18 protein-coding genes are annotated in these 22,728 nt (G+C 40.7%); 7 read left to right on the forward strand and 11 right to left on the reverse strand.

Annotated features, from left to right (window positions below):
• Positions 1–78 precede the first annotated feature (78 nt).
• Together H6G83_RS12030 and H6G83_RS12035 are read left to right on the forward strand one after the other, a co-directional pair.
• Positions 79–699 carry a Uma2 family endonuclease gene (locus H6G83_RS12030; RefSeq protein ID WP_242044554.1) on the forward strand — a complete coding sequence of 207 codons (621 nt, stop codon included), beginning with the start codon at positions 79–81 and terminating at the stop codon, positions 697–699.
• Between the two features lie 300 nt (positions 700–999).
• Positions 1,000–2,589 (forward strand): glycoside hydrolase family 57 protein, encoded by a 1,590-nt coding sequence (locus H6G83_RS12035; RefSeq protein WP_190471877.1) that lies wholly within the window; start codon positions 1,000–1,002, stop codon positions 2,587–2,589.
• 117 nt (positions 2,590–2,706) lie between these two features.
• On the opposite strand, the gene H6G83_RS12040 is transcribed toward H6G83_RS12035, so the two are convergent.
• From H6G83_RS12040 to petC, 5 genes are all read right to left on the reverse strand, one after another.
• The gene (locus H6G83_RS12040) at positions 2,707–2,934 is read right to left on the reverse strand and encodes a photosystem II protein, Psb35-related (protein ID WP_190471880.1); all 228 of its coding nucleotides are present in this window, start codon (positions 2,932–2,934) and stop codon (positions 2,707–2,709) included.
• Positions 2,935–3,174: 240 nt separating this feature from the next.
• Positions 3,175–3,882, reverse strand: a complete 708-nt coding sequence (locus tag H6G83_RS12045; protein ID WP_190471883.1) for a Uma2 family endonuclease — start codon at positions 3,880–3,882, stop codon at positions 3,175–3,177.
• Between the two features lie 116 nt (positions 3,883–3,998).
• Complete coding sequence (locus H6G83_RS12050; protein WP_190471885.1) at positions 3,999–4,319, reverse strand: hypothetical protein; 321 nt, start codon at positions 4,317–4,319, stop codon at positions 3,999–4,001.
• Positions 4,320–5,333: 1,014 nt separating this feature from the next.
• On the reverse strand, positions 5,334–6,335 hold the full coding sequence (petA, locus tag H6G83_RS12055; RefSeq protein WP_190471887.1) for a cytochrome f: 1,002 nt from the start codon (positions 6,333–6,335) through the stop codon (positions 5,334–5,336).
• Positions 6,336–6,494: 159 nt separating this feature from the next.
• Positions 6,495–7,034 (reverse strand): cytochrome b6-f complex iron-sulfur subunit, encoded by a 540-nt coding sequence (gene petC / locus H6G83_RS12060; RefSeq protein WP_190471890.1) that lies wholly within the window; start codon positions 7,032–7,034, stop codon positions 6,495–6,497.
• A gap of 232 nt (positions 7,035–7,266) precedes the next feature.
• On the opposite strand from petC, the gene H6G83_RS12065 reads away from it, so the two are divergent.
• Positions 7,267–7,575, forward strand: coding sequence for a DUF3067 family protein (locus tag H6G83_RS12065; protein ID WP_190471893.1), 309 nt, complete (start codon positions 7,267–7,269; stop codon positions 7,573–7,575).
• A 153-nt stretch (positions 7,576–7,728) separates the two neighbouring features.
• Here H6G83_RS12065 and H6G83_RS12070 read toward each other — a convergent pair whose 3' ends face one another.
• Both H6G83_RS12070 and tatC read right to left on the reverse strand, forming a co-directional pair.
• Positions 7,729–8,061, reverse strand: coding sequence for a tRNA-binding protein (locus tag H6G83_RS12070; protein WP_190471896.1), 333 nt, complete (start codon positions 8,059–8,061; stop codon positions 7,729–7,731).
• 7 nt (positions 8,062–8,068) lie between these two features.
• Positions 8,069–8,866: a twin-arginine translocase subunit TatC gene (tatC, locus tag H6G83_RS12075; protein ID WP_190471898.1), complete on the reverse strand. Its 798-nt coding sequence runs from the start codon at positions 8,864–8,866 to the stop codon at positions 8,069–8,071.
• A 218-nt stretch (positions 8,867–9,084) separates the two neighbouring features.
• On the opposite strand from tatC, the gene H6G83_RS35310 reads away from it, so the two are divergent.
• Positions 9,085–9,471: a hypothetical protein gene (locus tag H6G83_RS35310; RefSeq protein ID WP_242044556.1), complete on the forward strand. Its 387-nt coding sequence runs from the start codon at positions 9,085–9,087 to the stop codon at positions 9,469–9,471.
• Positions 9,472–10,112: 641 nt separating this feature from the next.
• Here the strand turns inward: H6G83_RS35310 and H6G83_RS12085 are convergent.
• Both H6G83_RS12085 and murJ read right to left on the reverse strand, forming a co-directional pair.
• A complete protein-coding gene (locus tag H6G83_RS12085) occupies positions 10,113–10,871 on the reverse strand; it encodes a choice-of-anchor E domain-containing protein (RefSeq protein ID WP_190471900.1) in 759 nt (252 codons plus the stop codon).
• Positions 10,872–11,867: 996 nt separating this feature from the next.
• Positions 11,868–13,472 (reverse strand): murein biosynthesis integral membrane protein MurJ, encoded by a 1,605-nt coding sequence (gene murJ / locus H6G83_RS12090; protein WP_190471903.1) that lies wholly within the window; start codon positions 13,470–13,472, stop codon positions 11,868–11,870.
• Positions 13,473–13,857: 385 nt separating this feature from the next.
• On the opposite strand from murJ, the gene H6G83_RS12095 reads away from it, so the two are divergent.
• Positions 13,858–17,301 carry a serine/threonine-protein kinase gene (locus tag H6G83_RS12095; RefSeq protein ID WP_190471906.1) on the forward strand — a complete coding sequence of 1,148 codons (3,444 nt, stop codon included), beginning with the start codon at positions 13,858–13,860 and terminating at the stop codon, positions 17,299–17,301.
• Between the two features lie 178 nt (positions 17,302–17,479).
• On the forward strand, positions 17,480–19,021 hold the full coding sequence (locus H6G83_RS12100) for a phospholipase D-like domain-containing protein (protein ID WP_190471908.1): 1,542 nt from the start codon (positions 17,480–17,482) through the stop codon (positions 19,019–19,021).
• Positions 19,022–19,138: 117 nt separating this feature from the next.
• On the opposite strand, the gene H6G83_RS12105 is transcribed toward H6G83_RS12100, so the two are convergent.
• Positions 19,139–19,645: a pentapeptide repeat-containing protein gene (locus tag H6G83_RS12105; protein WP_190471911.1), complete on the reverse strand. Its 507-nt coding sequence runs from the start codon at positions 19,643–19,645 to the stop codon at positions 19,139–19,141.
• Positions 19,646–19,817: 172 nt separating this feature from the next.
• A complete protein-coding gene (locus H6G83_RS12110; RefSeq protein ID WP_190471916.1) occupies positions 19,818–21,308 on the reverse strand; it encodes an LCP family protein in 1,491 nt (496 codons plus the stop codon).
• A gap of 115 nt (positions 21,309–21,423) precedes the next feature.
• Here H6G83_RS12110 and H6G83_RS12115 point away from each other — a divergent pair, with 115 nt between their 5' ends.
• On the forward strand, positions 21,424–22,488 hold the full coding sequence (locus H6G83_RS12115) for a mannose-1-phosphate guanylyltransferase (RefSeq protein WP_190472260.1): 1,065 nt from the start codon (positions 21,424–21,426) through the stop codon (positions 22,486–22,488).
• Positions 22,489–22,728 lie beyond the last annotated feature (240 nt).

The raw sequence follows: 22,728 nt of genomic DNA on the forward strand, positions 1-22,728 counted from the left end.
CCCACAGAGAGTATTTCTCTGGAAGAATAACTGTAAAAGGCGAAGAGGCACGGCTTTAGCCTGCCTCGTAGCAACAGTTTGAATCACCGTGGCTTTAGCCCGGTGAGAGTCAACCGCTTGATCAAGTCGTTTTGGCGCGATCGCCAAGACTTCTATGCTACAGGCAACTTGACTATATACTTCAGTCCTAACCAGAAAAAATCAGCAGAATTTCGTGGCCCTGATTTTTTTGTAGTCCTAGATACAGAAAAAAAAGACCGCAAAAGTTGGGTTGTCTGGCAAGAAGATGGTAAATACCCCAATATAATTATCGAATTATTGTCTAATTCCACAGCCGCAGTTGATAGAGGGCTGAAAAAGCAAATATATCAGAACACATTTCGCACTCCTGATTATTTCCGGTTTGACCCGAATACCCTGGAATTACAAGGTTTTCATATAGTAGATGGGCAATATCAGCCTATAGCAGCTAATTCTGCGGGTTGGTTGTGGAGTCAGCAATTACAACTATATTTAGGCATTGAGGGCAGAAAATTACGCTTTTTTACACCAGATGGTAATTTAGTTTTGTTGCCAGAAGAAGAAGCTAACCAACAGTTACAGCAGGTTAACGAACAATTAGAACAGGAACGACAAAGGGCGCAAAGATTGGCGGAACGCTTACGTGCTGCTGGTATTGACCCAGAGGAAATACTGTAGCCACATCATGAGGGGACAGGGGATAGGGGACAGTTTTATGATTGGTTAATGTCTTTATGTATCAGGCGGTGGCTGTAAATATAGCGAAGAGCGACGCGCTTGCGGAATGCGATCGCCTGATATATTAAGTCAAAAACTAATCTTAAATCACTGTAACCTGTCCCCTGTAACCTATCCCCTATCCCCGACTATATTTTCCCCAGATTGCACGACTACTTCGATCCCCAGAAGGTCTTAAAATATTGTTAATTTCCGCCTAATCCTCGACCTTCACTTTAACAAGTATCACCCCAGAACACTATGGCTATTGGCTACGTCGCGCTCGTACTTCATGCACATCTGCCCTTCGTTCGTCACCCTGAGAGTGACTACGTGCTAGAGGAGGAATGGTTATATGAAGCCATTACCGAAACATACATTCCCTTATTGAAAGTATTTGAAGGCTTAAAGAGAGACGGCATCGACTTTAAAATTACGATGAGTATGACACCGCCGCTTGTGTCGATGCTGCGTGATCCTTTGTTGCAAGAACGCTATGATGCACATTTAGCCAAACTTGAAGAACTGACGGAACTAGAAGTTGAGCATAATGCTCACAATGGTCACATCCGTTACTTAGCCGAACACTACGCTACTGAGTTCAACGAAGCGCGGCAAATGTGGGAACGCTACAACGGTGATTTAGTCACGGCTTTTAAGCAATTTCAAGATACCAATAACCTAGAAATTATTACTTGCGGTGCTACTCATGGCTATTTGCCATTGATGAAGATGTATCCCCAAGCAGTCTGGGCGCAAATTCAAGTAGCTTGCGAACATTACGAAGAAACTTTTGGTCGTCCAGCTAAAGGTATTTGGTTGCCAGAATGCGCTTACTATGAAGGTTTGGAACGGATGCTAGCAGATGCTGGTTTACGTTATTTCCTCACCGATGGGCATGGTATTTTATACGCTCGTCCTCGTCCTCGCTTCGGTACTTACGCGCCAATTTTTACCGAAACTGGGGTTGCAGCTTTTGGTCGAGACCATGAATCCTCTCAGCAGGTATGGTCTTCTGAGGTTGGTTATCCTGGTGCTGCTGAATATCGGGAATTTTATAAAGATTTGGGTTGGGAGGCTGAGTATGAATACATCAAGCCCTACATTATGCCCAATGGTCAGAGAAAAAATACAGGGATTAAGTATCATAAGATTACCGGACGCGGTTTAGGTTTATCAGAGAAAGCACTGTATGACCCTTACTGGGCGCGGGAAAAGGCAGCAGAACACGCCGCCAATTTCATGTATAACCGGGAACGCCAAGCAGAGCATTTGTATGGAATTATGCAGCGTCCACCGATTATCGTGTCACCTTATGATGCTGAGTTGTTCGGTCATTGGTGGTATGAGGGGCCTTGGTTTATTGATTACCTATTCCGCAAATCATGGTATGACCAAGGAACCTATACTATGACTCATTTGGCAGACTATTTACGCGCAGAACCTAATCAACAAGTCTGTCGTCCTTCTCAGTCGAGTTGGGGTTACAAGGGTTTCCATGAATATTGGTTGAATGAAACCAATGCTTGGATTTATCCACATTTACACAAAGCTGCGGAACGGATGATTGAAATTTCGCAGATGGAACCGGAAGATGAGTTGGGATGGCGATCGCTTAACCAAGCTGCGAGAGAATTACTATTGGCGCAATCTTCCGACTGGGCGTTTATTATGCGGACGGGAACAATGGTTCCTTATGCGGTGAGAAGGACGCGATCGCACCTCATGCGTTTTAATAAGCTCTATGAAGATGCCAAAATCGGCAAGTTTGACAGTGGTTGGTTAGAAAAAGTCGAATTAATGGATAATATCTTCCCCAATATTAACTACCGTGTTTATCGTCCTTTGTAAAGAGTGCTGAGTAAAATACTCTAGCCTCTAGACCATTTTTTAATTACTCAAAGCAAAAACCCCCAGTAACAACTATTGCTGGGGGTTTTATTCGGATGAATTTGAGCATTTTCGCTGCTATTTAGGCAGATTTTGGCTAGTGTAAGCATCCATCGCGTAGGCTGGGGTGCGCTCAGTGTAATCTATATCCAAACCTGTAATAGATTTAGCCAATTTTTCAAAAGACTCAGAACGCCAGTTACGCTCATGGATGGGCTTTTTCTGCTCTCCCAGGAAGTATGCTAGGGAACCGATAACAGAAGCCGCAACCCAACCTACAACTAACACTGCAAATAAAATAGCCATCACAAACCTCTTTTATATATTTTTGTAACTTTATGTAAATAAATATAACTTTATTGCAACATATTTGGCAATATGAGTTAATTCGTGCATACCGATCAGGCAGGTAGGGAAATTCCCACCGCCATGATGAAATTAGGACTTACGCATAAAAACGAAAAATCAAAGGTTTCGACAAGGGTGCAGGTGTTAAAAACCCTTACACCCAGTCTCAACAGATAACTTTGATGCGTAATTTCTGAGTTAGAGATTATCAGGGTCGATATTCAGTTCTCGGAGTTTAGTCGCTAACTTTTGCGCTTTTTCCTCAGCTTGTTGTTTAGCTGTTTCTGCGGCTTGTCTTGCGGCTGCTTCTTCTTGATGGCTAAGAAGATATTCACCTGTACCTGCATCGTAAAAGCGTAGCTTCCCAGCTTCTATTCGCAATTCCAGTCCTAAAACTTCACTGGTTACGGAAACTGTACCATCTGCGGCGGTGTTAGCTGGTACGGGAAAATAATTATCATCAACTAAGCGTAAGCCTTGGAGTTGAGGATTTAGATAATCGCCTGTTGGGTCGTATTGGAAGTATTCGCGCACTCCCAGAAAGGAGTAGATTCCTTTTTTCGCGCCTTGGTCTTTGGCGCGGGTACTTTTGGAAGTGATTTCTAGAACGAAATCAGGTGCTTTGTTATTTTCTTCCCAGGTTTTGTAAGAACGTCTGTCCCGGTTTTCTACCCCAAACACAACAAATACATCTGGTGCAACAACCGACTCTGGGCGACCTTCCTCATAATATATAAATAAATTCCCAGAAACGTAGACATCAGAACGGTTTTGAAAATAAATTTGTAATACATCCGTTGCATATAGCAGATACTTTCTTTGTGAATCACCTTCAGCCACTGGTTGACCGTCCTCATCTGGATATTCAATTGGGGTAACGGGTATATATTCTACTGAGGTTGTCATAGTCGGATACCTTAACTCTACTGGAGTTAAATTAAATTTAACTCTAGTAGAGTTGAATTTGTAGTTACTTGGCATCCTAAAGAGGATCTTTAAAGCACCCTCTCAAAAATCATCAGCTATTTGAAAGCCTTGTAAGCTATTAATAAGACTCTGAGGCTCGATTCACAATTGCAGGAATCTTTGAAGAACTTCTCAAATGCTACTTCAATATGATGTTCAATTTCTTTGCCATCGATACCCTTTCGATGGAACATCAGTAAGGTAGGCGGCAGAGCTATTACCGCTTCTGCTTCGCTAAGATTGAGAAGCTGTCCATGTTGTTTCATGAGCGCCTTCACGTTTGGGATCGTGATGTTATCACAAATTGATGTCCAAAGAAATTCCAAAAAACTACTGTGCCGATTTTCATCGGCAGCAAAACCATGTTTTTGTGGCATAATCAATATATCTAAAATATGTTTTCGGCTTCTGAACTGATAGGAATGGTTCAAGCAAATTTTTACTTAGATACTAAGTATTTGCTTAAAAACCACTTACTAATAAATTTAGAAGCTTTTTTTTGCTTCTTTTTAAGATTAGCCTATCAATAATTTAATTCAGAAATCTACTAACAATATATAACATCAAAATTACACTTATTACAATAGCTGTAATAGTGTAATTTTATGTTTATGTTTGTTGTGTTTAGCGTATCTTTTATGTTATTATTGTTAGTTTTAATATTATTTTTTATCAAGAATTAATATTTTTACTATATAAGAATGCCAGAGAAATTTTCTCAGACCCATAATAACACAAATTCTAGAATCTGTTTAAGGTGGTATAACAATGTGTAAGTTAGTTACACATTGTTATGTTGAGTTTATCCAAAAGCTGAAAATTTGAAATTTTTGTATAATATGGTTGATTTATTACAAAATCAACCGGGGTTGTGAGTCAATTGCACAGGTCTTACCCTTTGGAACAAGCAGTAATGTTCTAAGGATTTTAATAATTCCTATTTCTAAAGCATCTTGTGAAAGCCCTTAACTCAAAAGTAGAATTAGGTTAAGTTTTTAGATTATCTAATGCTAGTTTGTTAATCAATTTTAAGTATGACGTATACTGAGTTATTATAATAACTTTAACAACTATCTGTTTTGACTTAATAATCTCAGATATTATAATATTTTCCCAGTTTTAATCTATTATTCACCAGCAAATAAAAGTATATTTTGATACTAATTTATATTTTGTTAGATAATACGCATGAATACATAACTTCAATAGTTATTCTTTTGTGTTCCTCTTTGCGTCTTTGCGCCTTTGCGTGAGCGTTTAAATAATATAGTCAGCAACACCAAAGTATTTATGCAAGAAGTCTATTTCTAGATTTTCTAGTTTGAAATAAGCAGTGCAAATAAAAAAGACAGGCTGTTGCCTGCCTAACAAGTATCGATTTATCAGAGATGTTAGAAATTCATTTCGGCAGCTTGGACTTTTTCCACCTGCTTTTTCTTCAGAACTAGCATGATTTGAGCTAACATTACCAAAGCAACGAAAGCAATCAACCAGCCAACTCTATTGGCATCTTGAAGCACGATTTCTGTGTCTTTTTGACCGAAACCACCAACGTTGGGGTTATTTGTCAAAGCGTCACCATTGTTAACAGCTTGTCCTTCAGAAACAATCAGTTCTGGGCCTGCGGGAACTGTATCAGTAACAACCTCTCCAGACTCAGTTTTGATGTCTACGAGATATTTAACAGTACCGTCTTCGCCTTCCTGTTTGGCAATCTTGCTGATTGTGCCAGTAGCAGAGGCGTTATAAACGTTGTTGTTGCTCTTTTCGCCTGTGGGATAAACTTGTCCGCGTCCCCGGTTTCCACCGACATGAACTGCATATTTACCGAAGTGAATGTTCTTGTCGTTGGCGGGGTTGGGAGAAAGAACAGGGAAGACGATTTCTTGATACTGTTCACCGGGTAAAGGGCCGACGATGACGATGTTCTCTTTCTCTTCGCTGTAGGGTTGGTAGAAGAGATCACCGATTTCTTCTTTGATGTCTTCAGGAATGCGGTCTTGGGGCGCAATCTTGAAGCCTTCGGGTAACATCAGTACAGCACCGACGTTTAAGCCGACTTTAGAGCCATCAGCACCAACTTGTTGCACGCTGGTATCGTAGGGAATTTTAACGACGGCTTTAAATACGGTGTCGGGAAGTACCGATTGAGGAACTTCTACTTCTGTGGGCTTTGCTGCTAGGTGACAGTTGGCGCAAACGATTCTACCTGTCGGTTCGCGGGGGGTTTCGGGGTAGGTTTGCTGCGCCCAGAAGGGATATGCAGCAGCAGACTGGGGAAGGGCTAAGTCGCTGGTGAAGAAGAATGTCACGCTGGCGATCGCTATGAGCAATGCTTTTACCATCGCTCTAGCACTGCGAGTTAACCTCGCTGTTGAACAAGCATTTCTCATCTCAATAAGGGCAACGATTGAATTTAGTCAAGAGTCAAGAGTCATTAGTCAATAGTCATTAGTCAATAGTCATTAGTCATTAGTCATTAGTCATTAGTGTTTACTATGGACTGTGGACTGTGGACTGTGGGCTGTGGACTGTGGACTATTGACTAAACATTAAGCCCACCAAGGTTCTTCGTTGGTGCGGAAGTCGGTTTCTGTCCAGGGAGTCAACAGGATTTTGTCGTTTTCGACTTTGGCGTGGCTTAAAGCGAGGGATTTTGGTGCTGGGCCACGAACTACCTTACCTGTTGCATCGTATTGGGAACCGTGGCAAGGGCATTTGAATTTGTTTTCTGCCGCGTTCCAGGGAACCACACAACCCAGGTGGGTGCAGACGGCGTTGATGCCGTAATCGGTAATTGCTTCTTTGCTTTCTACCACAATATAAGTTGGGTCGCCCTTGAGTCCTTGAACTAGGGTGCGATCGCCTACATTATGGCTTTCTAGAAATTTGCTGACGCTAACATCGTTGCCCAGCTCGTCTTTTGCTGTGGTTCCGCCACCAGCCCCACCAGTTGCTGGGGGAATGAAGTAATTGACCACTGGGTACAATGCACCCAAAGCCACGCCAGTAACGGTTCCAAAAGTTAGCAGGTTCATGAATTGACGTCTCCCCATATCGGGAACGTCCATTGATTCAGAAAATTGAGCCATAATTTACGCGCTCTTCGTGTATTTTGTTAAGCAGCATTAGACAAGAGCGCTAAAATACTTGAGCTACTCCTGTCTGAGTTGAAATGCTAACGCTTGTCCCGATGCTGTTAATCTTTATTTCAAGACATATCGAGCATCTTTTTTGTTAGCATTACATTTCTTTATATCCTTATCATACTTGAGTTACGGAACTTAACGTCATAACTAAATGTAAAATCTAGCTGAGAAAACTATGACAGGACAGGAATTACACCAACTATTGCTGGATAAATGGGGACATTCTTATGATGTGCAGTTTCGGCGCACACAAGGCAAAATATTCTTGCAGATTATGTGGAAGTATCTAGAGCAAGCTTCTTTCCCCATGAATGAGGCAGAATATCAAGAGCATCTTGATGGTATTGCCAATTACCTTCATGCCTTGGGTAGTTCAGCACAGGTGAGAACATATATCACCCAAACAAAAGAGCGTCCCCGCCTGGGTAAAGCGGTGAGCATACCTCTAGATTTAGGCGATCGCTCTTCGGAATGGATGGTGTGATCTTAGGGAACAGGGAACAGGGAAGGGAATAGATATGTACTGAATTTAGTTCAAAAATGAGATGGGTGTCCTATAAATAAATTAAAAAATCTTTACAACAAGCAGCGATTGAGCGCCTGTAACCTGTCACCTATAACCTGTCCCCTACTACAGTTATAAAATTCTTTTACCCAAAGGTACATCTCTGTCTGGCTGAATGAGAGCCACTTCACCATCATCTAAAACTACACCCAACACCAAAACTTCAGACATAAAATCAGCAATTTGGCGCGGAGGAAAATTAGTTACGGCTAATACTAATTTGTTAATAATATCTTCTGGCTGATAAAGTTTGGTGATTTGGGCGCTAGATTTTTTCATCCCCAAATCACCAAAATCTATCCACAGTTTGTAAGCAGGTTTTCTTGCTTTGGTAAACGCTTCTACTTTGATAACTTTGCCAACCCGAATTTCGACTTTTTCAAAGTCTTCATAACTGATTTGCATGGTGATGTTATTTACCAGTTAGCTTAACCAAAGCAATACCACCAAAGTAAAGAGTCAGCACCGCACCAGCCAAAAGACTTTGGGTCAGGGGGTCGGTAGAGGGTGTTAGCACAGCGCCTAAAACTACAGCCGCCATAATCACAAATCGCCAACCGGAAATCATTCGCTCTGAGGAAACGATACCTAAATTAGCTAGTAAAAGTTGGATTATTGGCACTTGAAAAGCTAAACCAGTGCTAAATAAAAGCAACAATACAAACTCAAAGTATTTATCAATTGACCAAAGTTGTTCTACTACATCCGCACCGTAGCTGATGAAAAAATTCAAAGCTGCGGGAATGAGTAATAAATAGGCAAATACTAAACCACCCGCAAACAAAACACTTGAGCCTAAAACCACTGGCCCCAACAAGCGACGTTCGCGGCGAGTTAGTCCGGGGAGAACAAACAAAATAATTTGGTAGAGGATGAAGGGGCTAGAAAGCAACAAGCCACTGTAGCCCGCTACTTTGAGGGAAACAAAGAAATACTCTCCAGGGGCTAGTTGGAGAAATTTAACGCCTTGGGCGGGAACTTCTAGCAGCTGCACAATTGGCTTGACGGCAAAGAAACAGCCAACTACGCCCACCGCTACAGCAGCTAAGGAATAAAAGATACGCTGTCTTAACTCTTCTAGGTGGTCGAATAGGGACATTTCGACTTCACCGGGCAACTCATCATCGACAGAATCAATATCTGAGTTGCCATATCCTTCTGTGTCAATCTCAGGAGTTTTGATTGTATCTACTTCTTGTGAGGGGGTCATAGCTCAGGTGGTAGGCAACATTTGCTAACTATTGTATCTGGGGAAGCAGCTACCATAACAGGATTGACCCATGCAAAACCAAAATCCTGGTTGTAGGTAAGCATGAACTGAGAAATATGTCAGAATATAAGAGTATGGGGAAATTAATCTACTGTTGACTCCGCACTTGGGAAAGATATTTGCCCTACCTGTCTGCATATGGATAGGAAGAGGAATTGTTGCCACAGGTTTCTGCAATTAGTAGCATTGCACACATCGATACCGCATCAATAGAACAATGCTCAGTTTCTAAGTTCCCGTTCATCTGGTGCTATCTACAGAACAAGTTATCAGTTCGCTCACCGTTGGCGGACGTAATTTTTGCTGAGGTTGTGATGAAAAGGAGAATTTGTCTTAGCTGTTTGGCATTGCCTATTTATTTTTACAATGCCGAAGTCAATCTTGTGAATAGTAGTGAGGTAGAAAGTTTTATCAATCCATTTTTGAATACAACTGCTTTGGTGGCTAGCAGTTACAATATTCAATTACAGATAATGCCGTGGCAAATATCTGCTAGAGATGAACAAACAAAAGAATGCTTGCGTAAGCGCAAATGTAAGGATTGACAAAAAGTCATTGAATTTATAACGATATGGGTAATTAAAATTACTAACTTATTAGATTAGGAAAAATCCTGCCTATACCTAACTATTACAGGACTTACGCAAGTGTCACAATTGGTGGTTGGTGCGTGACGCTACAAGTCTCATGACTACGTTCAAATATTATCGCTCCTCACACACCCTACAGAAAAAATATGCCAGTTGCGTAAGTCCTACATTAAATATAAAGCAAGCATCTAGCAATCCTAAATCATTCGTGACCAATAAGATCCCTGACTTCTTATATCAAGTTCGGCTAATTACTTATAATATGATTGTTTTGGTCGGTAATTGGTAATAGCTAATAGGTAATTGTTGTGAGCCATTACCGATTACCGATTACCTATTACCAGCCCCCAATATATGATAAGTATTTAAGCGGACATGATATTAGAGAAGTCGGGGATCTGAAGCTCACTAACTTTCACAAATCAAATAGAATTGCTATAGGAAAATACAACATCTAGGATATACAGCAGATTTTGGGTAGATGAGGTACAAGCGTAATACCCAATACCATGTAGAGACTTTATATGTAACGTCTCTACAGTATTTCACGAATAGCGAAACTGCTATATCTAAATGTTGTATTAATCAGGACTAAATTACCCTACAGACTTCTGCCATGCTCCTAATTTTTTGGAAACGAAGGCAGCACTAGCTAGTCCAATAATCCCCAATGTGGTAGAAGCTTCGGGAACTCTTGGTGGATTACTGACAATTTGTTCACCATAGTAATCTACTGTAAGTTTTACGCTGGCAAGTGTGTTGATTTGAAAATTATTGTTACCTGAGCCGGTAAACGTAGCATTGACTAATGCAGAAGGAGAAAAACTAAAATTTCCTACTCCTAAAAATTGCTGAATGTCTGAATTATTCTCAAATGTTTGCGAATTTTTATCACTTTTGACAAAAGTCCCAAAGTTGCCTGTCTCACCTTTTTTTAAAGTAAATGCTTGGGAAACAAGTTCTGGTGAGGCTGAGAATAGGTTAAAGGAAGCTAATGTTGAGGGAGCGCCAGCATTGGGAGAAACAGTAAATTCACCTAATTTACTGACTACTGTAAAATTTCTTGTACGAGGAGAGTTATTAGTCACTGAACCGGAACTTTCAATTTCCGATTCTAGGGTAACGACTACCTTATTGACAGTTTCTTTTGCTGATGGTTTATATTTACTCAGTGTTAATTTTAAATCTGGATTGCTAGGTTCGAGATCAGTGGGTTGTTTCGTGAAAGAAGCAGAACTTGTATATAGTAATGCCGCATGAGCTTGAGGCGCTACAGCTAAAGAAGTTACAGAAACTGTAACAGCTATTCCAGCTACTTGTAAAACACGAACTAGGGATTTTGTTACCATGACCATAATTTTGGGTTGTTGTTATGTACCAGCAATTGACAAACAGGAAAATGAAAAACTTACAATCATTTCTCCTGCATTTATCTCCGTTGTGAAGTGATTTTCGAGAGATTACGTATATACAAAAGTATGATTACGGGTAAGATGCTTTACTTAAATTTATCTTTGTCAAGAAAGAGTATTTTTACGGAGTTCAATTAACATTATTAAAATATATCCAAAATAAAAATGCAACACTTAAGTAATTACTCTACTAAAACTTCATTTTTAAGTAGCAATAGCTTTAAACAGATTTTGTAATAGCTGTATTGAAAAGCTTTTTTTAAGCAGACATGAAAAATAAGTATGATTAAATTTACATAATCATACTTATTGCTATTATTAATGTAATACTTGGGTTTTGAAATTAATAATTAAGAGTAAATTAATACCAATGAATACTGGCGTTTCCAGACTAAAATGTGGCGATAGATTTGGAAAAATTGATAGCAGATGTACGCAGCGAAAAGTTCTGTAGGAGGGTTAGCCCGCTCACAAGTGTAGGTTTTTCACCAAGCAGTTGTAGGGGCGGGTTAACAAATACCTTTCATGATTGATGATGATCTTGGTTAACCCGCCCCTACTAACGAGAGAATCATCGTTTCATCAACCCCTCTGTTACAAAGTTCTGATGCCTTTGGCAATTCCTTCGGGGAACGCCGGAAGCCGGCGCACCCTACGGGTTCGCGTAGCGTCTCGTTAGAGAAGCAAGCTACAGACTTTGCGCTACACCCTTATACTTACACCCCTACACCCCAAACCAATGTTTTTGGGTTATTCTTGATTTTCATTTACTATAAAGTTCAACTTTAAAAGGTTAATAAATATCCCCGGTGGTTAGCCAGGGATATTGACAACTAATAACTCTGGCGTGGATGACATAGAGTGTAATTAGAATACCAGTAAGAAAAAGATTGAAGTTGCCAAAGTGCCGATCGCTCAAATTTGGTAGTAGCAAAAAATCTATCTCTTGAGGAAGCGCTGACGCATCCGCACCACAAAAGTGTTGACTTCTGGTATTCTCATGAATGAGGCGATCGCAGCAAACACCGCAATCCCTACCAAACCAGATACACACAACTGTAAAATCAGGACGAATAAACCTTCTTTCCCTAACAATTGCTGAGAAGCAACCAGTGTACCAAAACTAGCAATACCCGCTACCACACTACCCGCAGTTAAACCCAGGATGGGTAAACCCCATTCCCGCCAAGGTAAACCGTTGAGGCGGCGGTCAAGGATAAACAAGAGCATCAACATAGAGCTACAATTGACACCGACTGTAGCTAATACTAAACCCGGTGCGCCGAAAGGTTTCACGAAAAACCAATCTAATAGGGCGTTGAGAAGGATATTAAAGATGCTGATACGAAAAGGTGTCTGTCCATCCCCCAAGGCGTAAAATACTCTTACCAAAACATCTCGCCCCAAATAAGCAAACATCCCAATACCGTAGGAAATCAGCAGGGATGAAACTAACTTTGTCGCATCTTGTTTAAATGCACCGCGTTCATAAATTACCTGGACAATTGGCACAGATAGAGTTACTAGCAACGCCCCCAAGGGCAGCATTGTGACAGCAGTGAGTAATAAACCTTGACGAATGCGTAATTTTAAATCTGGCCAGTTTTCTGGTTCCGCTAGTTTGGCGAAGATGGGTAATAAAGGCAACAATATAATATTAGAGATAATTCCTAAAGGCGTTTGTACGAGAAGATTGGCATAGTTAAAACCAGCCGCCGCACCGGGAATGGGACTAGCAAAGTATAAGTCTGTAGCAACGTTAATCGGCATCATCCCCGAAGAAATCGTTGCGGGAGTCATCACTCTAATCACTTCCTGAACTCCAGGGGATTGAAAATCAAAGCGTAGGCGTAATGTACCTAGCCCTAAGCGCCATTGCACAATTAACTGCACTAACCATTGGAGAATTGCACCGCCCAAGGTTCCCCAAGCCAACACCATACCGCCGATGAAGGCGTATTCGGGCTTGATGATGTCTTTGCCTAATTGCAGAGCCATGATACCGATACCGATAACAACGGTGACGCTAGATAACAGGGGGCTGATGGAGAGTAGCCAATATTGATTAGCGGCGTTGAGAGTACCGAAACCGATGCCAATTAAGCCGGCGAATAAAGCCATCGGGGCCATGATTTGGATTTGTTGAATGGCGATCGCTCGCGTTTTCTCCTGCAAACCATGACCTACAATATCTACAATATTATCTGCCAAGAAAATCTGGGCTACCGTTACTAATAAGAGTATTCCACCCACCAAGGTAGTCACAGTTTCTACTAGGGGGGCGGCTTCTTCTTGCTTGCGCTTGGCTAAAACGCTGACAACTGCACTATGTAACGGCCCATTGACACCGCCTAGTAATACTAAAAGAAAACCGGGGATAATGTAGGCGTAGCTGTAAGCAGTAGCAGCCGCACCCACACCGAAAGCAGCTGCGATCGCTTGTTGCCTCACTAAACCGAAAACTTTACTAATTAAAGTGGCTGCGGCAACAATACCAGCAATCCCAGCGAACGAACGAGAGGTTTTTTGCTCTTGATTAGTCACGAATAGTACCTGACAACTGTAGCAGAGTCATACACCTGAAAACATTAACTCGAAATCTGACAAATTGTCAGGATAATTTTTACAAGTTTGATTTTCTAACTCTTCATCTGTCATTAATCATCTGCCTAAAAACGTTAATAAAAGAACTTATACCGTTTCTTGATGAAGATGCACTTTATTCTGCCCTGTAGAGACGTTGCATGCAACGTCTCTACATTGTTTATTCGGTACAACTTCATAGAGAATTGGTATTACCTCCTTTCTGTCACCTGTCACCTGCTATACACCGATGACGTTGCCATAACTCAGCCATATCAGATGTTTGAACCTCACACTGAGATGAGGGCTGTGTTATAAATGAAAAAATTATACGGGGTGTAAATTGATGCCGCCAGTTCGCCTGATCAACGATCGCTATGCTCTGTCTCCTCAACCGCGCTCTGGTGGAATGGCTGATGTCTATAGAGCAAGAGATTATGAACAAGAAGAACGACTTGTGGCGGTGAAAGTATTCAAGCATGGGCAGCTTGAAGGCGATATCTTAGAAGAGTCCTTCAGACGTGAAACCCAAGCACTTAAGGAATTAAAGCATCAAGGAATCGTCGAACTTCTTGACTCAGGTAGGGATGAAACTACAGGCGAGTATTTCCTGGTGTTGGAGTGGATGGAGCAAGATTTGGCAAAATTGTTGAAAGAATCTCCCTTAAACCATTGGGATGTTTTTTGGCAAAAAGTGGCTATTCCCATATTACAAGCTCTGGCTTTCTCTCACAATCGCAACTACAGCCATCGAGATATCAAGCCCAATAATATTTTAATTAGTAGTGACGGTAAACCAAAACTTGCCGACTTTGGCATATCTAAGCTCAGAAGTTATTTTCGTCCTAGCGTTACTCTCAGGGAGTTTGTATCTCGTCCCTTCACACCACCGGAACCTGATGATGGCACTTATCCTTACACTAGGGATGTCTTCAGCTTTGGGGTATTGGTACTAAAGTGCTTAACAAAGGTAGAAATTAACGATTATGATGCCATAGCTCAAGGGGTGGCTGCATTTAAAGCACCACCTGAAATTATCGAAGTCATAGAACGTGCTGTTTCCTTAGATCCCGCAGAACGTCAGCACAATGCAGAAGTGCTACTGACAGAACTCAAGGGTATCCAAGAAAGGCGATCGCAAAACCTGTTAATTATAAAACCTGCTTGTTATCTAAAATTAACTCGCAATGCTTTGAGAAATCTTAGTAACGAACTTCAGGCATCAGAAGCGGAAATTCAAAAAATTATTCTAGAGGATTTGAATACAGCTTGTGGCATCAGCCGTTACCGTAACCGTAATTCCAACTTTCCTGAAGAAGAATTTCGAGAAGGACACTATTCTATTTTTGGGGTTAATTATAAATATCATGTAGCAGTGGGGCAAGAATACCTTGATATTATTAATGCCAATACTTTGTCTAGTGCCTTGCTAGAAAGAAATCGAGAGCAAGCTTGGATACCTCCCTACGAATTTAAGTTTGGTAGACCACCCTTCGTGTCTGAAGCCGTAGACCTGATTACAGACATGGAGAATGCAGTTGCAGAACACGAAGCTAACCTGCGACAGACAAAATTAGAAGCAGAAAAACAAAGATTATTCCAGACTTGGTTTAATATTCTCCAAGCGAAAACCGATTGGGAAAGAAGCCGAGAACAGCCAATTAAATATACCGACTTTACTCCTGATGGCAAGCGATTAATATTTGAAATCTCAGAACTTCCTGATAAGGATATAGCAGGACAACCCCGCCATATCATTCGCAAAAATGGATTTAGTATTTTAGGGGGAGATGTTGTTGAAGTTGTCCAAAAAGCCAGTGTTCAATTAATTCTTTATGTAAAACATGGACAACCAGACAGACTACCAAAATTAGGTGATCTAGTTTTTGATATTCGTGCCACTGAAACCGCCTTAAATCGCCAAAAATATGCGCTAGATGCAATTAGATTTGACCGTGCAGTTCGGTCTGATATGCGTCAATTATTTGTTAATACTCAAGAAGTCAAGCATCCAGAAATCTCTGGAAATATAGAGTGTTTTCAATCTCTAAATGAATCACAAAAAGAGGTTGTAGAAGCAGCATTAACAACACAAAATTTTCTCCTAGTTCAAGGGCCACCAGGGACAGGAAAGACAACCTTTATTACAGAAATTATCATTCAAACTCTTCTGCAAAACTCAGAAGCACGAATCCTGTTGAGTTCACAAACTCATGTAGCATTGGATAATGCACTAGAACGGATTCAAGACCAAAACCTTGACTTAAATTTGTTACGCCTGGGTAATCATGAACAGGTTTCCGAAAATATTCACTCTCTATTATTAGAAGAACAAATGGAGAGATGGAGAGAACAGGCTGAAACTACCAGTAAAAAATTTATAACAGATTGGTCTACTAAAAGAGGTATCTCTGAGCAAGAATTAGAAAAAGCCATTTTATTTCAAGACCTAAAAGCTATAGTCACAAAGCTTAATGACTTAAAAACAGAAGCAACAACTCGCAAAGAAGAATTATATGAAATTTACCCTACAGACTATGACATAGACAATCCCAAATTACCAGCTAAACAGAAAATACCCAAAGATAAAAGAGATGAATTTCAGCGCCTTACCAGTGAAATTGAAGAATTGCAGGAAGAACAAAAACAAGCAAGAAAGCAACATAAAGCCAAAGCCCAGCGTCTCCAAGAACTCACAGGAATTGCTACAGAGGAATTATTAAAACTCAACGCTAATCAACTACAAGAAAAGAGCAATCAGTTGATTAATCCTCATGCTCCAGATGCTAAAATGTTACAACAACTAATTAGTATTCAAGCTGAGTGGTTTGATTGTTTTGGTCGCAATGAAAAATTTAATGACCCACTAATCAAACGTTCTGATGTAGTAGCAGGAACTTGTATTGGCATTGCTAAATACATTCAGGATATAGAATTTGACCTTTGCATTATTGATGAGGCATCAAAGGCTACAGCAACAGAAGTATTAGTCCCGATGTCAAGAACTCGGCGCTGGATACTTGTGGGTGATCCGAAACAACTTCCACCCTTCCAAGATGAAGTCAGTCGTAATGTAGAGTTCTTAGAAAAATATGATTTAACTGAAGATGACATCCGAGAAACTTTATTTGACAGACTGCTAAGGACACTTCCTGACAGTTGTTGTAAGATGCTAAAAATTCAACATCGGATGGTTGAGCCAATTGGTAATCTTATCAGTGAGTGCTTTTATCAAGGTGAGCTAAAAAGTGCCAGAAAAGATATAGATACAAATTTGGCTAAAGTTTTACCACAACCAGTAACTTGGTTGACAACTTCTAATCTGCCAAATTATCAAGAGCAACGTGCTAATTCCAGTTATCACAATAGCTGTGAGGTCAAAGTTATTATTCAACTGCTTCGCCAAATTAATACAATGGCAGAAGCAGCAGAAAAAAACTATAGTGTGGCAGTATTAAGTGGGTATTCAGCACAATTAAAATTGCTGAGTCGCAGAATTAATACAGAATTAAACAATTGGCAAAGACTAACCATTAGATGCGCTACAGTTGACGCATTTCAAGGAAGTGAAGCTGACGTAGCTATATATTCTATTACTCGTTCAAACAAAAAAGGGGAAATAGGTTTTCTTAGAGATGAAGCACGACTAAATGTTGCTTTATCTAGAGGCAGAGTTGGCTTAGTAATTGTGGGAGATCATTATTTCTGTCGGAGTTCAAAAAATAATCCTTTATACCAAGTCTTAGATTACATTGAACGCCATCCTGAAAGTTGTAGCTTAAAACAGTGAACAGTGAACATTTATCAAGGCGTATGGTGGGGGATTTAAACTCGCCACCAACGCCAACCACCAATTGGTGTGGTGTTTCCCCCAAGGATAAACACATCACTCTTGACTGATAACTGATAACTGATAACTGTTAAAAGAAGCAATGAATGGTAAGTAAATAAAATAGGTAAACAAAATTATGGATTTAGACAAGTTTATTTCTCTCACAGCCAATGAACTACTGCGTTACAACAGAAGTGGTTTTGATTTAGTAGCCTGTAAAGAGGTAGGTTTACCAGTTTACAAAGTAACTATCGAAGCTTTAATACAATTACGTAAACCAATACCACCAATAGAGGAATTTGTCTTAAAGGCTATTGATGCTGGGCTTAATTCAGAAGAAGATATTAGTGCTTTCCTTGGTATAGAAAAGCAAATATTAAATGATGCAATGGTCAATTTAAGGATGAGTGAAAATATTGACCTCATAGCTCCTGATGATTCTCGATTACAAGTTTGGAAATTAACTAAAAAGGGGATTACAACTCTTCAAGAAGCTAAAATTATTGTTCCAGAAGAGCGTACATTTGATATATGTTTTGATGGATTATTAAGATATCCACGCTGGTATGGCAGCAATTCATACTTTTTAAATAATAAGGATTTACGAGAGCAAGAAATTATAGAGATTGAGCCGTTTCCCAATAAACCTCCAGAATTATCTGATATCAAACTTAAAGAGGTAGATGAAATTATTCGTCAAATTGAAGGAGCTAGTAAAGCCCGATATAAAGAAGAGAAAGACTTACTAGCATTAAAAGCAATTGAAAAAAGGCAGAGATTTTTTGAAAAAGCCTTGGCTCTTATATATAAAGCTAAAGATAGTGATGATGTTCAGGTGGCATTTTTAATTGATAATGAAATTTCCAGTGAACATGAAGCTGCTTTTGCTCGTTCTAATGGAATTAAAAAACTTCGCATTGTCGAGACTCTAAAAGAAAGCTCTCCCAGAAAATTAGCTGAAGAAATTTTAGGAAGTGATTTTGTTAATCAAACTCTACTAGAAGAAATTGATTCGATTAAGGCTGAAGTTTCTACTCAGCAAGCAAAAATTGTAGCTGAAATAGAAATAGTTGAAAGTAACCTCGAACAAACTGAAAATGAAGATGAAAAAGTTAATTTGATGCAGCAATTACAATCTGCAAAAGAACAAATTAAAGAACTTCAGACACAGTTAAATTCGCTCCTAGCTACAGTTCCCATGCGTTGGTTAGATATGTCAGAACACCGTCCACTTTTAGAACAAGCTCTCCATGATACTCAAGAATGTTTAATGATTATTTCACCTTGGATTCGAGCTAGTTCTGTAAATAAACGATTTCTTACAGATTTTGAAAAGCTCCTAAAGCGGGGAGTGCAAGTTTATATTGGGTATGGTTTGGGAGAAGACGATAACGATAAAAAGTACCAAGAAGATATCGAAGCAGAGAAGAAAATAAAACAATTAGCCATTCAGTACAAAAATAATTTCCAGCTAAAGCGTTTGGGAGATACCCACGCAAAAATTCTGATTTCTGATACGAAATTTGCTGTCACCACAAGTTTTAACTGGCTATCCTTCCGAGGTGCGAGCGATCGCAAATTCCGTGATGAACGAGGAACACTTGTATCCGATCCAGATAAGGTTAGTGAACTATTCGACAGCTATAGAAAGCGGTTTGATTATACAAACATACAGTAATTTCGATATTCGTGAAATACTGTAGAGACGTTGCATGCAACGTCTCTACATTGTTTTGGGTTCTACGCTTGTGCCTCATCTACCCAAAATATGCTGTAATAGTCGGTAGGCTTTCAACTAACGACAACCCAAACTCTCGCGGGTGGAAACACCTGTAACTGGATTTACCCCATCTGCTTTTTCGCACAGCAAGGAAACTTGATATCTGTCAATTAGTGCGTCGGTAAAGTCTGCCCCTGTAATATCAGCATCATAGAAGCGACTACGAGTTAAAGTTGCTTCTGTAAAAATAGCATTTTTTAAGTTGGCGTTGTCTAAAGTTGCCCTGTCAACTAAAGCACCTGTTAAATTTGCTCCTTCCAAGTTAGCTTTTAATAATACGCCCTTGGTGAGAATAGCGTTAGTTAAATTTGCTCCTTGAAAGTTCGTTCCTCGCATTTCTGCCGCCACAAAAGTAACCCCAACTAAATCAGCATTGGAGAAGTCACGATTTTCTAGATTTGTATTGCTGTAGTTAATTGTATTAATCTGAGCCAGAGCCGGACGGGGAGTAATCATCACCCAAAACCAAGCCAGTATTAAAACTAAAATTACACTAAATAATCGCAATAAAATATTTTTCATAAATTTAAGGGACTTCCAGATAACAATTCAAAATTCGCGCATTAAAGACATTTTCAGTATCTGTAGCTCATGGTTTTGGTGGGCAATGCCCACCCTACTTCAAAAGAAAAAGTCAATAGCCATGAATGACTAATGACTAATGACTAATGACTAATGACTAATGACTAAATATTTATTTCCAATCTTTCCCAATGCGAATTGTCAAATCAGATTCTAAATCACCGATTGATTTAGTTTCTAACAAACCCAAACCTATAACCTTTTGCAGTTCCAATCCTGCTTGACGGTTGCCTTTTTGGACAATAATCTGGGTTTGGGGTTGGTTATCTGGCCAATCTGGGACAGTGTAAATATTTTTAAAGCCTTTTTGTTGTAAGTAAGCAATAACTTTTTGAGTTAGCTGAGGTTGATTGGAAGCATTTTGAATAGCAATTTTCAGTTGAGAAACGGGACGGGAATCTTGTTTAAGTCCAGGCACGTCTACGCCAACATAATTGTTTAATAGATTTTGCTGTCCGGTGAGATTCAGCCAATAGCTATTCGGGTCTTTACTAAATTTGCTGAATGTACCGGGTAGCATAGCCATTTGGAATTTGTCCCGTTCTGTATTGACGGAAAAATTCACCAAGGCCATCATTTCTTCTATTTTCAAATTTGTATCAAAATATTTCCGCATCAGGCGAGTTAATTGGGGCAATCTGGGTAATACAGTGGGACTATTCAGCCTTTGCAGTAATGCGCCTACTAGTGCTTGTTGTCGCTGTACTCTCGGTAAATCCCCTAATCCTTCTTCGCGGTAACGGGCAAATAGTTCTGCCTGTTCACCGTTAAGAGTTTGCCATCCAGCAACTAGGCTAATGGTAGAACCACTGTTGGAGTCTTGATAAGCCATTGCTTTGGGGACAAAAACCTCTACACCACCCAATTGATCAACTAATTGCCTTAAACCACTGGTGGAAATGCGAATATAGCGATCGATGCGAGCATTGTTTAAGGTGCGGCTGACTACCCTGGCTGCCAATACTGGCCCGCCTTGGGCGTTAGCTTCCGATACCTTAGTCAAGCCCTGTTCGGGGATGGCAATCATTGTATCCCTGGGAATGGACAGCACCCGCATAGTTTTATCGCTGGGGTCTAGCCTCGCCATTAACATGGTGTCGCTTTTGCCAGAGAAACTTTCTGGGGAACCATCCACAGCACCGCTAACTGGTTCAATTCCCATAATGAGAATATTCATCGGCTTGGATAGCTGGTACTGGGAAATTTTGCTCCATAATTCCCCAGGTAATGGCATTTTCTGCTCATCTTTCCCAGATACTCCTAATTCTTCGTCGGTGCGGTCTAAATTACTCCATAACGGAGTCCACAGCGCCAAGGTGGATACTAACAGCCCAGAGAGGATGACACCTAAAACAACTGTCAACATCCCTAATAACCAACGAGGCATGGTTAAGCCCAAGCGCTCATATAGTTCATTAGGTATTGCGCCGACGGACTCAACAACATTACGGGAAACGTTAGCTGACTGTTGTTGAGATTCTGCCTCTTGAGGCATTCCCTGATTTTCTACCAGTTCTATTTGTGAAGGCCCCGCCTCTAAGTTAATATCCGGTATTTGCTGAGGTGCGGCCTGATTTTCTGACCATTGTACCTGTTTAATCACATTTATCTCCCCACTCAACCACTCCCTAAAAGTATGTTAATGCAAGCTACTAATCTTGCCAGTGTCTAACCGCACTGTAAACTTGAAATGTTCTACCGTTGGTTTGTATGACAGCATGAGTAGCCCACTGTTCCCAGTAATCTTGGCTGGTGGTAAAGGAGAACGTTTTTGGCCCCTCAGCCGCCAAGACCGACCGAAACAATTTTTAAGTCTTGATGGTAGCTCTAGAAGTTTATTGCAATCAACCGCCGATCGACTGGTTAAACTCGCCGGCGGGTGGAATGAATTATGGGTAATCACCTCTAGCCAATTAGGACTAGGGGTGCAACAACAACTACCCGAAATACCATCGCAAAATATATTAATTGAACCCCAAGGTAGAGACACTGCTGCGGCTGTGGCTTGGGCCAGTTTGGAAATTCAAAAGCGTTACGGTGATGACGCAATTATAGGCTTTTTTCCTTCTGACCACTGGATAGCAGATCAAGCGGCGTTTGCACGTACATTAGATGCTGCAACCCAGCTAGCGGCAAGCACAGAAGCGATTGTCACTTTAGGGATTAAGCCTAGTTTTCCATCAACTGGCTACGGCTACATTGAACAAGGTCAACAAATTGGTAGCTTTAATGAGTTGCCAGCTTATCATGTCAACCGCTTTACTGAAAAGCCCAACCGCGAAACGGCAGAGACTTTTTTAGCTACGGGGCGATTTAGCTGGAATAGCGGTATGTTTGTTTTCCGTGCGGGTGTCGTTCTCAAGGAACTACACACCCATGCACCTGAAATTATCGAACCATTGGAAAAACTGGGTGTTGAGGTCTATCCCCAGTTACCTAAGAAAAGTATAGACTACGCACTCATGGAAAAGACTAGTCTAGTATATGTCTTGCCGGCAGAATTTGGTTGGGATGATTTGGGTGATTGGAATGCTATTGAGCGTTTGTTAAAGAAAGCTGATACTCCTAATGTGGAACTGGCTACTCACGTCGGTCTGGATACGCAAGGGGCAATCCTTTACTCTACTAGTCCAGATGATGTAATTGTTACTATTGGTTTAGAGGATGTGGTGATTGTGCGCGATCGCAATGTTACTCTCATTGTCAACAAAGAACGCACCCAAGAAATCAAGCAAGTCCTCAAAACCCTCCAAAGCGATCCCCGCTTTACCGAACTGCTTTGACAGTTGTCAGTTGTCAGTTGTCAGGGTAAAAGTTAGAACCCTTGGCAGAGGCGGCAATGCGGGGTTTTTAGTATAAATAAGAAACAAGGGATGAGGGAGTAACCCACCCCTAGCCCCTCCCTGGAGGGGAATAGGAAGATAAGGGGGATGAGGGGGATGAAGGGGATGAGGGAGATGAGGAAGAATTTACAGTTTTTCTCCCCCCACTCCCCCCACTCTTTCAAGGGCAGGTTTTTTACA

This window comes from Anabaena azotica FACHB-119 (assembly GCF_014697625.1).
Taxonomy (GTDB): Bacteria; Cyanobacteriota; Cyanobacteriia; order Cyanobacteriales; family Nostocaceae; genus Trichormus; species Trichormus azoticus_A.